The 12,459-nt window shown below is 61.2% G+C and carries 12 protein-coding genes and 3 tRNA genes; 9 read left to right on the top strand and 6 right to left on the bottom strand.

Annotated features, from left to right (window positions below; all coding sequences use genetic code 11):
• Window positions 1-564, bottom strand: a complete 564-nt coding sequence (locus tag HSS18214_RS0106290) for a Smr/MutS family protein (protein ID WP_016914449.1) — start codon at window positions 562-564, stop codon at window positions 1-3.
• A gap of 124 nt (window positions 565-688) precedes the next feature.
• On the opposite strand from HSS18214_RS0106290, the gene prmB reads away from it, so the two are divergent.
• The 5 genes from prmB to phaC all read left to right on the top strand — a co-directional run bounded on the left by prmB (window position 689) and on the right by phaC (window position 5,688).
• Window positions 689-1,666: a 50S ribosomal protein L3 N(5)-glutamine methyltransferase gene (gene prmB, locus HSS18214_RS0106285; RefSeq protein ID WP_176212910.1), complete on the top strand. Its 978-nt coding sequence runs from the start codon at window positions 689-691 to the stop codon at window positions 1,664-1,666.
• A 13-nt stretch (window positions 1,667-1,679) separates the two neighbouring features.
• The gene (aroC, locus tag HSS18214_RS0106280) at window positions 1,680-2,771 is read left to right on the top strand and encodes a chorismate synthase (RefSeq protein WP_016914447.1); all 1,092 of its coding nucleotides are present in this window, start codon (window positions 1,680-1,682) and stop codon (window positions 2,769-2,771) included.
• A gap of 60 nt (window positions 2,772-2,831) precedes the next feature.
• Window positions 2,832-3,203, top strand: coding sequence for a hypothetical protein (locus HSS18214_RS0106275; RefSeq protein ID WP_016914446.1), 372 nt, complete (start codon window positions 2,832-2,834; stop codon window positions 3,201-3,203).
• A 127-nt stretch (window positions 3,204-3,330) separates the two neighbouring features.
• Window positions 3,331-3,741, top strand: coding sequence for a phasin family protein (locus HSS18214_RS0106270; RefSeq protein WP_016914445.1), 411 nt, complete (start codon window positions 3,331-3,333; stop codon window positions 3,739-3,741).
• A 93-nt stretch (window positions 3,742-3,834) separates the two neighbouring features.
• Complete coding sequence (gene phaC, locus HSS18214_RS0106265) at window positions 3,835-5,688, top strand: class I poly(R)-hydroxyalkanoic acid synthase (protein WP_026001773.1); 1,854 nt, start codon at window positions 3,835-3,837, stop codon at window positions 5,686-5,688.
• Window positions 5,689-5,761: 73 nt separating this feature from the next.
• Here the strand turns inward: phaC and lnt are convergent, their stop codons facing one another.
• The 5 genes from lnt to miaB form a co-directional block, all read right to left on the bottom strand.
• Window positions 5,762-7,225: an apolipoprotein N-acyltransferase gene (lnt, locus tag HSS18214_RS0106260; RefSeq protein ID WP_016914443.1), complete on the bottom strand. Its 1,464-nt coding sequence runs from the start codon at window positions 7,223-7,225 to the stop codon at window positions 5,762-5,764.
• 49 nt (window positions 7,226-7,274) lie between these two features.
• Window positions 7,275-8,156 (bottom strand): CorC family transporter, encoded by an 882-nt coding sequence (locus HSS18214_RS0106255; RefSeq protein ID WP_026001772.1) that lies wholly within the window; start codon window positions 8,154-8,156, stop codon window positions 7,275-7,277.
• A gap of 123 nt (window positions 8,157-8,279) precedes the next feature.
• On the bottom strand, window positions 8,280-8,741 hold the full coding sequence (gene ybeY / locus HSS18214_RS0106250; protein ID WP_016914441.1) for an rRNA maturation RNase YbeY: 462 nt from the start codon (window positions 8,739-8,741) through the stop codon (window positions 8,280-8,282).
• Window positions 8,738-9,829 (bottom strand): PhoH family protein, encoded by a 1,092-nt coding sequence (locus HSS18214_RS0106245; protein ID WP_016914440.1) that lies wholly within the window; start codon window positions 9,827-9,829, stop codon window positions 8,738-8,740. The genes ybeY and HSS18214_RS0106245 overlap by 4 nt, the downstream gene beginning before the upstream one ends.
• 86 nt (window positions 9,830-9,915) lie before the next feature.
• Window positions 9,916-11,259, bottom strand: a complete 1,344-nt coding sequence (miaB, locus tag HSS18214_RS0106240; protein ID WP_016914439.1) for a tRNA (N6-isopentenyl adenosine(37)-C2)-methylthiotransferase MiaB — start codon at window positions 11,257-11,259, stop codon at window positions 9,916-9,918.
• A 188-nt stretch (window positions 11,260-11,447) separates the two neighbouring features.
• On the opposite strand from miaB, the gene HSS18214_RS0106235 reads away from it, so the two are divergent.
• The 4 genes from HSS18214_RS0106235 (at window position 11,448) to HSS18214_RS0106220 (ending at window position 12,403) form a co-directional block, all read left to right on the top strand.
• A tRNA-Asn gene (locus tag HSS18214_RS0106235) sits at window positions 11,448-11,523 on the top strand.
• 86 nt (window positions 11,524-11,609) lie between these two features.
• Window positions 11,610-11,685 (top strand) — tRNA-Asn (locus tag HSS18214_RS0106230).
• A 55-nt stretch (window positions 11,686-11,740) separates the two neighbouring features.
• Window positions 11,741-11,816 (top strand) — tRNA-Asn (locus HSS18214_RS0106225).
• A gap of 290 nt (window positions 11,817-12,106) precedes the next feature.
• On the top strand, window positions 12,107-12,403 hold the full coding sequence (locus HSS18214_RS0106220; protein WP_237718591.1) for a metalloregulator ArsR/SmtB family transcription factor: 297 nt from the start codon (window positions 12,107-12,109) through the stop codon (window positions 12,401-12,403).
• Window positions 12,404-12,459: the final 56 nt, after the last annotated feature.

Genomic DNA, 12,459 nt, shown 5'->3' with positions numbered 1-12,459 from the left:
CTACTGGCCGCGTTTGCGCAGCAGAATATAGACCGCCCCTGTGCCGCCATCCACGTCGGTGGCGGAGCAAAACGCCAGCACGCCAGGCCACTCTCGCAACCAGGCGTTGGTGTGACTCTTCAAGACAGGGAAATCCGCGCTGCTGCCCCACGCCTTGCCGTGTACCACCAGCACGCAGCGCAGCCCCTGGGCTGCGGCATCGCCCAGAAAGCTCTCCAGCTCCAGGCGGGCCTCTTCCAGCGTGTAGCCATGCAGGTCGAGCCCTGCTTGCCAGGCGGTTTGCCCCCGTTTGAGCTGGCTGAAGGTGCGCCAGGGCAGGTCCGGCACGCTGAACTCCAGGTACTCGGAGGGGCGCACGGCTTCGACACGGCCGTCGGAGGTGCGGCCGCTGCCCTGCAGCGTGCTGCCTTCCACGGCGGCGCGGCGGCGGGCCTCGCGATTGTCGGGTTGCCGTTTGGGTTTGCCGGGGTCCGCCTGGTTGGTGGCAATACGGCGTACGCCTGCTTCCTGCAGTGCCTGGCGAAAGGCACTGATATCGTCGTCGTTGGGCAGGTGTCGCGTCATGGTCGGCTCGGCATCGGTGAAAGTACACGGTGATAAAGATGCATAGTATAGCGAGCCCGGTGTCGCTGTGAACCTCGTGGCTGTGAACCGAGTGGCGTCAAAGGTACAATCCTCTCATGATGTCATGTTGCCAGGAGCCCCTGTGACCACGCACTCCCCTGAAGAGCTGTCCACTTCTACGCTTTCACTGCCCGATTCGACGCTGGCACACGAGCTGATAACGCTGCGCGATTACCTGCGCTGGGTCTCCAGCGAGTTCTACCTGGCGGGCCTGCATTATGGCCACGGCACGCAGTCCCCCTGGGACGAAGCGGTCGCCCTGAGCCTGGGCGCGCTGCACTTGCCCTGGAACGTCGACCCCGCTGTGCTCGATGCGCGGCTGCTCCCCATGGAGCGTTCGCGCATCATCAAGCTCGCCCGCGAGCGCATCACCACTCGTCGCCCGTTGCCCTACCTGCTGGGTGAGGCCTTCTTCGCGGGTTACCCCTTCTCGGTAGACGAGCGCGTGCTGATTCCGCGCTCGCCCATTGCCGAGCTGATTGAAGATGGCTTTGCCGCCTGGTTCCCCGAAGAGCCCCCCGCTCGGGTGCTGGACCTGTGTACCGGCTCCGGCTGTATCGGCATCGCCACGGCGCTGGTGCTGCCCACCTGTGATGTCGCGCTGGCGGATATCAGCCAGGACGCCCTGGCCGTGGCGCGCCAGAACATCACCCGTCACGGTGTCGGTGACCGAGTGCGCGCCTGGGAGTCGGACGTGTTCAGCGGCCTTCAGGGGCAGACATTTGACCTGATCGTCTCGAACCCGCCCTACGTGGACGCCCGCGACCTGGCGACCATGCCCGCCGAGTTCCGCCACGAGCCGGACCTTGCGCTGGGCGCTGGCAGCGATGGGCTGGATATCGTCCGGCGTATTCTGCGTGACGCGCGCCGCCATTTGAGCGACGACGGCTGGCTGATCGTCGAGGTGGGCAACTCCGACCGTCATGTAGAGGCCGCTTTCCCCGACGTGCCCTTTATGTGGCTTGACTTCGAGCGTGGCGGCCAGGGCGTGTTTGCCCTGAGCGCCGCTGAACTCGACGCCCATGCGGCGTCTTTTGCGTGAGGAAATAACGCCCATGTCTGGCAACACCTTTGGCAAACTGTTTACCGTCACCACCTTTGGCGAAAGCCACGGCCCTGCGCTGGGGGCCATCGTCGATGGCTGCCCGCCCGGTATCGAGATTAGCGAAGCCGATCTGCAGGGTGACCTGGATCGCCGCCGCCCCGGCAGCTCCCGGCATACTACCCAGCGCAAGGAGCCGGATCAGGTCCGCATTCTCTCTGGCGTGTTCGAAGGCAAGACCACGGGGACCTCCATTGGCCTGCTGATCGAGAATACCGACCAGCGCTCCAAGGACTACTCGAAGATCAAGGATCAGTTCCGGCCCGCCCATGCCGACTACACCTACCATCACAAGTATGGGCATCGTGACTACCGGGGCGGTGGGCGCTCCAGCGCTCGGGAAACCGCCATGCGCGTGGCGGCCGGAGCCATTGCCAAGAAAGTACTGGCGGCACAGGGCATTCAGATTCGTGGCTACATGAGCCAGCTGGGGCCGATCAAGATCGACTTCAAAGACTGGGACAGCGTCGAGCAGAATGCCTTCTTCTGCCCCGATCCGGACAAAGTGCCTGAGCTGGAAAGCTACATGGATCAGCTGCGCCGTGACCAGGACTCGGTGGGGGCAGAGATCACCGTGGTGGCGGAAGGCGTGCCGGTAGGCCTGGGCGAGCCGGTATTCGATCGTCTGGATGCTGATCTGGCGCATGGTCTGATGAGCATCAATGCGGTAAAAGGCATCGAGATTGGCGCCGGTTTTGGCTGCGTGGCACAGCGGGGCAGCGAGCACCGCGATGAGCTGACCCCTGAGGGGTTCCTCTCCAACCATGCCGGGGGCGTGCTGGGCGGTATTTCCAGTGGCCAGCCCATCGTGGCACGGCTGGCGCTGAAACCGACCTCCAGCATCACCACGCCGGGCCGCTCAATCGACGTGCACGGCGAGCCGGTGGAGGTGATTACCAAGGGGCGTCATGACCCCTGTGTGGGCATTCGTGCCACGCCGATTGCCGAAGCCATGATGGCCATGACGCTGCTGGATCACTGGCTGCGCCACCGTGGGCAGAATGCCGATGTCAGCGTTGATACACCGACTATCGGCCAGCGATAACGCCACGGTACGCCTCGGGGTTCGCTGCTACACTCAAGCATGACGGTCAAGGAGTCACCTATGAAGATCAACGTTGAGTTTGACCTGACGCCGGACGAGTTTCGGCGTTCGCTGGGGCTACCGGATGTCGAGGCGTTTCAGCAAAGCCTGCTGGACAACATCCAGCACCAGATGGAGTCCGGGGTGGAGGGTTACGACCCCATGAGCCTGATGCGCCCGTTCCTGCAGCAGCCGATGATGCAACAAGGGCTATCGCAGGGGCTGGCCAACTTCGGTACCTACCAGCAGATGATGCTGGACATGCTGCGGCAGGCGGGTTCCAGTGCCACCAGCAGCAGCCAGTCCCGCGAGGAGCAAGAGGCACCCAGCACGGCCAGCAGTCGAGGTACCAAGGCGAAAGCCGCCTCGTCACGAACCCGCGCTAAAGGGTAGGGCTGCCGCCAAAGCAGAGTTGTCAAGCGGTAAGCCAGCGATTACTCTTTGTGCGATGCACAATAATTGCGATGTGAATGAGCCACTCCAGGCTCATGCCAGGGAATGAGAGATAGGAGCTACCACAATGCAAGACAAGATGCTAGAGGCGTTCAGCGCCCAGACCCGCCAGATGTTCGAGCCGATGCGCAAGATGAACTCGCTGATGCTCAACAACATGGAAAAGATGACCCAGTACCAGCTGGAAGCCATGAAGCGCTACAGCCAGATGGGGACCGAGCGTATTCGCAGCGCCACCGAAATCAACGATGCCGAAAGCCTGCGTGACTTCGGTACCCGGCAAGCGGAAATGATGAACGAGCTTTCCCAGCAGATGCAGGAAGATGCCCGCGCCATGGGCGAGATGACCCTGCAGTTCAAGACAGAAATGGAGAAGCTGTTCAGCGAAGCCGGGCAAAAAATGAGCGAACAGGCCACGGCAACCGCGAAAGGCGAGTCCTCGGCCAAGGCCACCAGCCAGTCGTCACGCAAGAGCTGATATCACATACTGTTCGCGGCGCCGATGAGGCGCCGCGTTCTTTTGGATGAGCTGTCAGAGCGAACAATGCTCGGCACGCGAGGGGGAACTCGTATGCAGTCAGGGTGGAAAATACCGTCTCAACCGCTAACCCAGTCGGAAATGGAGGCCTGGAAAGCTCAATTGGACGACGTTGCCGAGCAGTACAAGGGGCTGCTCGAAGACCTGCTACAGCGCATCGTGCCCAGTGAAGCCGCAGACTCGGTCTACCGTGACATGCGTGAAAGCTTCGAGGCGGCAGCCCAGTCGCTGATGAGCAACCCCAACCTGCTGTGGCAAACCCAATCGCGGCTGATCCAGGACCAGTGGCTGCTGTGGCAGCAGGGCCTTCGCGCCATGGCGGGCGAGCAGGTCACGCCGCTGATCACGCCCCCCAAGCATGACCGCCGCTTCAGCGACGAGGCCTGGCGCCAGGACCCCTACTACATGGCGATCATGCAGCAGTACCTGCTGTTTTCGCAGATGGTCGAGGAGCTGATCGACGGCCTGAACGGGCTGGACCCCACCCACAAGCGCAACCTGGCGTTCTATGCGCGTCAGGTGGTCAGCGCCATGTCGCCCACCAACTTCGTATCCACCAACCCGGAAGTCATGCGGCGTACGCTGGAGACCAAGGGGCAGAACCTGGTGGACGGCCTGACCCGCCTGCGCGAAGACCTGGCCAACTCGGCCGAAGGGATCAACGTACGCATGACCGACCGTAGCGCCTTCGGGGTCGGCGACAACATCGCCGTGACGCCGGGCTCTGTGGTATACGAAAACGAGCTGATTCAGCTGATTCAGTACGCCCCGACCACCGAGAAAACCTTCAAGACGCCGCTGTTGATCGTGCCGCCATGGATCAACAAGTATTACATTCTCGACCTGCGCGATGACAACTCGCTGGTCAAGTGGCTGGTAGAGCAGGGGCACACGGTGTTTCTGATCTCCTGGCGCAACCCTGGCCCTGCTCAACGCGACATCACCTGGGCCGACTACATGCAGCTGGGGCCGATCAGTGCCATGGAGGCCATCGAGCAGGCCTGCGGCGAAAAGTCGGTCAACCTGGTCAGCTACTGCGTGGGAGGAACGCTCACGGCGTCCACGGTGGCCTACCTGACCAGCACGCGTCGTGGCCGCAAGGTCAAGTCGGTGACCTACATGGCGACGCTGCAGGACTTCCGCGACCCGGGCGACATTGGCGTCTTTCTCAGCGAGCGCGTCATTCAAGGGCTGGAGCAGAGCATGCAGCTCAAGGGCTACCTGGACGGTCGCTCCATGGCGTACACCTTCAACCTGCTGCGGGAAAACGACCTGTTCTGGTCGTTCTACATCAACAACTACCTGAAAGGTGACGAGCCTGCGGCGTTCGATCTGCTCTACTGGAACACCGATGGCACCAACCTGACCGCAGGTACCCACGCCTGGTACCTGCGCCACATGTATCTGGAAAATCGCCTGGTAGAGCCCGGTGGCATCGAGCTGGACGACGTCAAGATCGACCTGCGCAAGATCTCGGCGCCCAGCTATTTCGTCTCGACCAAGGAAGACCACATTGCCAAGTGGAACAGTACTTACTACGGTGCGCTGCTGCCCAAGGGGCCAGTGACCTTCGTGTTAGGGGGCTCCGGGCATATCGCCGGGATCGTTAACCCGCCGCACAAGAACAAGTACGGCTACTGGACGAACGACGAGCTGCCGGACTCCCACGATGCATGGCAGCAAGGGGCGACCTTCAACGAAGGCTCCTGGTGGCCGCACTGGCAGGCCTGGGTGACGGAAAACGGCTACGCGGATGCCGACCCGAAGAAAATGGTGCCAGCCCGTCAGCCCGGAGAGGGGCAGTTAAAGGTGATCGAGCCCGCCCCAGGCCGCTATGTGAAAATGACCATTCCAGAAGTGCTGGGGGAAACCCCCTCGGCCCGCTAAAAGCAAGGCCCCCGCTCGCCGGTCAACGGCGTCAATGCGGGGGCCCGGCAGCAGGCAGGGCTAGCAAGGTGCGTTATCCTGCGCGGCGACGTACAACCCCAGGCAGCAACAGCAGGCCTGCCAGCAGCCAGGTGGGCCAGCTACCCATGCGGGTGAAGGGCGTGAGCCCCTGCATGGCGTGGAACTCGCCGGTCAGGTAGGTGGTTTCGAACTGCGGTGCACGGTCGACGAGCCTGCCGCGGGGGTCGATGATGGCGGTAATGCCGTTGCTGGTGGCACGCACCACGTAGCGGCCATTTTCCAACGCACGCAGGCGCGCCATTTGCAGGTGTTGGTGTGGGCCGATGGAGGCGCCGAACCAGGTGTCGTTGGAGATCGTGACGATGACATCGCTATCCATGGCGCGGCGTGCCACCAGTTGCGGATAGATGATTTCGTAACAGATCGCGTTACCGATGGTGACCCCGGCGGCCTGCATGGGCACCTGATGAGATGCTCCCTTGCTAAAGCTGGACATGGGCAGGTCGAAGAAGTTGATCGCCCCGCGCAGCACGCTTTCCAGCGGCAAGTACTCACCGAACGGTACCAGATGCTCTTTCTGGTAGCTGCCTTCCACGTTGCCGATACCAATCACACTGTTGAAGTAGCGATTGGCCTCGTCCAGTTGCACGATACCGGTGAGCAGCGCCGTTTCAGGTGGCAGGTTGCTCTGCACGCGCTCCAGTACCGGGCGCGCCTGACTGTCGATCATAGGCAGCGCGGTCTCTGGCCACAGGATCAGGTCAGCATCGTCTGCCACCTGACGGGTCAGGTCGCTGTAGATGTTGGCAGCGCTGCGCTGGCCTTCCGGTGTCCATTTCAGTAGCTGCGGAAGGTTGCCCTGAAGCAGGGCCACGCGAGTGGGTTCGTCCACCGGCGTGGTCCAGTGCTGGGGCAGTGCCAGAGGCGTGAGCCAGATGGCCGCCAGCGGCAGCGCTGCCCACCACTGACGGCACAGGAAGGCCACACCCAGGGTGCCGCTCAAAACGACCAGCAATGAGAGCCAATAGACACCGCCGACCGGAGCCCAGCTGGCCAAGGGCGAGTCGACGTAGCTCGACCCCACCAGTAGCCAGGGAAACCCGGTAAACAGATAGGTGCGCAGTACCTCACCCAGTACCCAGGCACCGGCGAAGGTCACTACTGCCCAACGGGGGCCGACGAAGCGTCGATAGAGCCAGAACGTACCCGCGAAAAACAGCGCCAGTACGGTCACGAACAGCGCGGTGAGAAAGACCGCCAAGGGCATGCCGGTATAGCCGTAATCATGGATCGAGACGTATACCCAGGAGGTGCCGCTGGCAAACAGCGCGACCCCGTACAGCCAGCCCTTCAGCGCGGCCTGAGCCGGGCTCAGCTGATGCAGGCCCAGAAAGAGCAGGCCAATGGCGACAGGCCCCAGCCACCAGAGTTCGAAAGGGGAGGCGGTGAGCGTGGTAAAACCACCGGCCACCAGGGCGGCCAGCAGTTGAAGTGGTAACGTGGGAGTCAACCTCATAGCAATATCCTGTCAGCAGGGTGCAACGGTAACGCAGCGCCAGTAGTGGCTAGTCGGTGTCGGTCTCGTCGTCGGCATCGCGTTCACGATAGGCCTCGAGCAGGCGGATGCGCCGGTTATCGGCATTCAGAATGATAAAGCGCCAACCGCCTAGCGTAGTGTGCTCGCCACGGCCGGGCAGGTGGCCGAATTGCTGCATGACCAGCCCCCCCACGGTGTCGAACTCATCATCGGAAAAGGCCGTGCCAAAGCGTTCATTGAAGTCTTCGATGGGCGTCAAGGCACGGATGGCGAAGTGGCCGTTTTCCAGCGTGCGGATATCGTCCTCTTCGTCGGTATCGTGCTCGTCCTCGATATCCCCGACGATCTGTTCGAGGATATCCTCGATGGTGATGATGCCCGCGGTGCCGCCATACTCGTCCACGACGATGGCCATGTGGTTATGGGTGTCGCGGAACTCCTTGAGCAGGCTGTTGAGGCGCTTGGATTCGGGAATGAACATGGCCGGACGCAGCACGTCTTCCAGCTTGAAGGCGTCGCGCTGTGCCTGGGTCTGGGAGAGCAGCGGCAGCAGGTCCTTGACCAGCAGAATGCCTTTGACGTCGTCGAGGTTTTCACCCACCACCGGGTAGCGGGAGTGGCCGGTCTCCTGAATCAGCGGGAGGTAGTCGTCACTGGTCTGATCCAGGGCGATGGCGGTGACCTGAGAGCGCGGGATGAGGATTTCGCGAACCTGCTGGGCGCTGATCTCGAGGGCGCCTTCAATGATCATGATAGCGTCCTGATCCAGTTTCAGCTTGCCGGCCGTGTGGCGTAGAAACGTCATTAGCTCATCTCGTGAGCTGGGTTCGTCGCTGTCTCCGGAAAGGGCGCCAAAGAGTTTCTCGAGCCATGATTTTTGATTGGGGTTGCTCGATCGGTCTTCGCTCATTGCGTCAGTTCTCTCAGTTACGGGCAAGGTAGTTCGATAAAGGGGGATGATGACCGCTCATCGTTGTATCACTGAGTGGCGGCAGACACCACCGCTAGCGGCAGCTTTCTGCAACAAAACCGCTCACGCCTGATAAGGGTCATCGATCTTCAGGGTCGCCAGCAGCTCCCGCTCGAGCTGCTCCATCTCTTCGGCTTCCTGCTCTTCGATATGGTCATAGCCCATCAGGTGCAGGGTGCCATGAACCACCATGTGTGCGTAATGGTGCTCCAGCAGCTTGTGCTGCTCATGGGCTTCCCGGGCCACCACCGCGTGGCAGATCACCAGATCGCCCAGCAGAGGCAGCGTGATGCCAGGCGGGTTCTCGAAAGGAAACGACAGCACGTTGGTGGGCTTGTCCTTGCCTCGGTAGTCGCGGTTCAGCGCCTGGCTCTCGGCTTCATCCACGAAGCGGATGGTCAGCTCCTGGCGGTCATCGTCAGGATGGCGAGCAAACACGCAGCTCACCCATTGGGTGAGCTGGTCGAGAGAGGGCAGCAGCGGTTCGTCGATGGCCGCTTGCCGATCGATCATCGGCTCGTTCATGAGTCGCCGTCTCCAGTGCGATGACCCTGACGTTCGAGGGCCAGCATGCGCGCTTCGCGCTCTTGCTGACGCGTTTCGCGGCGGGCGCGTTCGGCCACTTCCTGCTGCGACTCGAACTCGTCATAGGCTTCGATGATGCGCTGCACCAGCGGGTGACGCACCACGTCCTTGGCGGCAAAGTGGGTCACGCCGATGCCGGGGGTCTCCTTGAGCACGTCCAGCACCTGGGAAAGCCCCGAGCGCTGGCCGCGCGGCAGGTCCACCTGGGTGATGTCGCCGGTAATCACCGCCGTCGAGCCAAAGCCGATCCGCGTCAGGAACATTTTCATCTGCTCCGGCGTGGTGTTCTGGCTCTCATCGAGAATGATATAGGAGTTGTTCAGCGTACGGCCACGCATGTACGCCAGCGGCGCGATTTCGATCACCTGACGCTCGATCAGCTTGGCCACCTGCTCGAAGCCGATCATCTCATAGAGCGCGTCGTACAGCGGGCGCAGGTAAGGGTCGATCTTCTGCGCCAGGTCGCCGGGCAAGAAGCCCAGCTTCTCGCCTGCTTCGACGGCCGGGCGCACCAGCAGGATGCGGCGCACTTCCTGCTGGTTGAGCGCTTCGACCGCCGCGGCCACTGCCAGGTAGGTCTTGCCGGTACCCGCAGGCCCAATGCCGAAGTTGATGTCGTGTTCGCGGATGCTCTGCACGTAGCGCTGCTGGTTCAGGCCGCGGGGTTTGATCATGGCACGGGGGGTGCGCATGATCACCTCGTCGCTGCCGCCTTCACCGTCCTCCTCTTCCTCCAGAGCCTCTAGTCCGGACTCCTGCAAGAACAGGTGGACGGTATCTGCCGATAGCTCGGCGGCCGCCGTTTCGCGGTACAGGTGCTCAAGGACATTGGCAGCCGCCTTGATGCGGTTGGCTGCACCGGCCAGCTGAAAAACGTTGCCACGGTTGCGCAACGTTACGTCCAGGCGGCTCTCGATCAGCTTTAGGTGCTCGTCCTGCTGGCCGCAGAGGCTGGCAAGGCGCTGCGGGTCATTGGGTTCAAGGCTTAGGGTAATGATGCGATTGGCCTGAGGTGATGGCTGGCTCAAGAGTAGGAAACCCTTTCGTTGGTGTGTGTGCGTTTCAGCTTAATGCCCCGACGGGGTCGGGGCAATTACCCAGGATAAGAGAAGGCTCAATAACGCTCGGCGGAGGCCAGCTCACCACGCAGCGAGTTGGGCAGCGCTTCGGTGATCTCGACATCGACGAAGTAGCCGATCAGCTCGGTGGGGTTGGCGGCACGGAAATTGACGACTCGGTTGTTCTCGGTGCGCCCGGAGAGCTGGCCGGGGTCCTTGGGCGAGAACCCGGTTACCAGAATGCGCTGGGTCGAGCCCACCATGCGGCGGCTGATTTGCGCCGCCTGTTGCAGGATGCGCTCCTGCAGAATGGCCAGGCGCTGCTTCTTGACGCTTTCCGGGGTGTCGTCGGGCAGGCCCGAGGCGGGGGTGCCAGGGCGTGCCGAGTAGACAAAACTGAAGGAGTGGTCGAAGCCAATGCGATGGATCAAGTCCATGGTGGCTTCGAAATCCTCTTCGGTCTCGCCGGGGAAGCCGATGATGAAGTCGGAGGAGAAGCTGATGTCCGGGCGGTTGGCGCGGATGCGCTCCATCTTCTCGATGTACTCTTCCGCCGTATGGCCGCGCTTCATGGCGCTCAGGATGCGGTCGGAACCAGACTGTACCGGCAGGTGCAGGTGGCTCACCAGCTCCGGGATGTCGGCAAAGGCATCGACCAGGCTATCGGTGAACTCCACCGGGTGCGAGGTGGTGAAGCGGATACGGTCAATACCGTCCACGGCGGCAATGCAGGCGATCAGCTCGGCCAGGTCGATCTCGTCGCCATCCTCATTGTCGCCGCGGTAGGCGTTGACGTTCTGCCCCAGCAGGTTGATTTCCCGTACGCCCTGGTCGGCCAGGTGGATGACCTCATCCATGAGGTCTTCGAAGGGGCGCGAGACTTCTTCGCCGCGGGTGTAGGGCACCACGCAGAAAGTGCAGTACTTGGAGCAGCCTTCCATCACCGATACGAACGCCGTGGCGCCATCCGACTTGGGCTGGGGCAGGTGGTCGAACTTCTCGATTTCGGGGAAGGTGACATCTACTGCCGCAATCTGGTTGTTCTTGCGGGCGTCGAGCATCTGGGGAACGCGATGCAGGGTTTGCGGCCCGAAGATCATGTCCACGTAAGGTGCGCGTTTGCGCAGCGCTTCGCCTTCCTGGCTGGCCACGCAGCCACCTACGCCAATGACCAGTTCCGGGTTGGCGTCCTTGAGCTTCTTCCAACGGCCCAGTTGATGGTAGACCTTGTCCTGTGCCTTTTCACGAATCGAGCAGGTGTTCAGCAGAATGACGTCCGCTTCCTTCTCGTTGTCGGTGAGTTCCAGCTGATGGGATTCGCCGAGTAGGTCTGCCATCCGAGAGGAGTCGTACTCGTTCATTTGGCAGCCGTGCGTTTTGATGAAGAGCTTCTTCGCCATCGGTACCTGTCGTCTATGGGTCGTCTTTCTGAAGAGACGAGGGATGAATGAAAAAATCGTTGGGCAGTCGCCTGCCGCTGAATGGCTGCATTATACGGACACACCGAACCAGCGGCTAGCACTGCACTTGTAATCGAGACTTGACCCGCGCGTTTCTATCAGTATACTACGCACCGTGTTTGAGCAGTTCCTCGATAGCTCAGTTGGTAGAGCAAATGACTGTTAATCATTGGGTCGCAGGTTCGAGTCCTGCTCGAGGAGCCAAACACCAACCCGAACTCTCGGCAAATGGCTGAATAGTTAACAGGTTGGCAAAGGTTCTCGCTCAAGCGCAATAGCGATACAGACGTTCCTCGATAGCTCAGTTGGTAGAGCAAATGACTGTTAATCATTGGGTCGCAGGTTCGAGTCCTGCTCGAGGAGCCAATTCGCTATTCTGCTTTTATTGCCGACGCACGTTTCGCTGCTGACGCACAGATGTTCCTCGATAGCTCAGTTGGTAGAGCAAATGACTGTTAATCATTGGGTCGCAGGTTCGAGTCCTGCTCGAGGAGCCATTTCATTTCTCCATGTATGATCGATCTAGCCGATCAATTCCCTTCCCTTCCCTTTCGTAGTACGCCGTATTTCCTTTTTCTCTATCTCTAATGCCTATCAAGCTCTGGTGCATGGCAAGGCTTTGTTGCGTCCGTTGCGTTTGCTCGGGGCGTTTAATGATGCACTGTCGCCAGCTTTTTCGGTAGCATGAGCATCAGAACGGTAACGAACGTTGGAGAAGCGCGTGAAGGATGCAACTGGCTTGCAGGCGCTGCAGGTCTTTAAATGTTTGAGCGACGAGACGCGCTTGATGCTGGTACTGCTGATCGCCCAGGAGCGGTCGCTGTGCGTGTGCGAAATGACCTATGCGCTCGAGGAGTCGCAGCCCAAGGTGTCGCGTCACCTGGCACAGTTGCGCCAGTGTGGCCTGTTGATCGACCAGCGCGAAGGGCAGTGGGTGTATTACCACCTTGCGCCTCAGCTGCCTGCATGGGCCATGGAGATCATCGAGGCGGGGGCAAAAGGCAGCGAAGTGCAGCTGGCTGGCTTGACGAAGCGCCTGTTGAAGATGGGCGATCGGCCAGCTCGGCGTGCGGCCTTGTGCTGACGGGGTGGGCGGTTCCATCAGTCGATTCGTTCATATAGCAAAACGCCAGCCCACGG

This window comes from Vreelandella stevensii S18214, from assembly GCF_000275725.1.
Taxonomy (GTDB): domain Bacteria; phylum Pseudomonadota; class Gammaproteobacteria; order Pseudomonadales; family Halomonadaceae; genus Vreelandella; species Vreelandella stevensii.
The sequence above is the reverse complement of the archived record's forward strand: the minus strand, read 5'-3'. Positions and strand labels throughout refer to the sequence as shown.

Coding starts and splice junctions, on each gene's coding strand:
- HSS18214_RS0106270 (WP_016914445.1), top strand. CDS start 3,331: ATGCAAGACAAGATGCTAGAGGCGTTCAGCGCCCAGACCCGCCAGATG.
- ybeY (WP_016914441.1), bottom strand. CDS start 8,741: ATGAACGAGCCGATGATCGATCGGCAAGCGGCCATCGACGAACCGCTG.
- HSS18214_RS0106220 (WP_237718591.1), top strand. CDS start 12,107: ATGCTGGTACTGCTGATCGCCCAGGAGCGGTCGCTGTGCGTGTGCGAA.
- miaB (WP_016914439.1), bottom strand. CDS start 11,259: ATGGCGAAGAAGCTCTTCATCAAAACGCACGGCTGCCAAATGAACGAG.
- HSS18214_RS0106290 (WP_016914449.1), bottom strand. CDS start 564: ATGACGCGACACCTGCCCAACGACGACGATATCAGTGCCTTTCGCCAG.
- lnt (WP_016914443.1), bottom strand. CDS start 7,225: ATGAGGTTGACTCCCACGTTACCACTTCAACTGCTGGCCGCCCTGGTG.
- phaC (WP_026001773.1), top strand. CDS start 3,835: ATGCAGTCAGGGTGGAAAATACCGTCTCAACCGCTAACCCAGTCGGAA.
- prmB (WP_176212910.1), top strand. CDS start 689: ATGTTGCCAGGAGCCCCTGTGACCACGCACTCCCCTGAAGAGCTGTCC.
- HSS18214_RS0106255 (WP_026001772.1), bottom strand. CDS start 8,156: ATGAGCGAAGACCGATCGAGCAACCCCAATCAAAAATCATGGCTCGAG.
- aroC (WP_016914447.1), top strand. CDS start 1,680: ATGTCTGGCAACACCTTTGGCAAACTGTTTACCGTCACCACCTTTGGC.
- HSS18214_RS0106275 (WP_016914446.1), top strand. CDS start 2,832: ATGAAGATCAACGTTGAGTTTGACCTGACGCCGGACGAGTTTCGGCGT.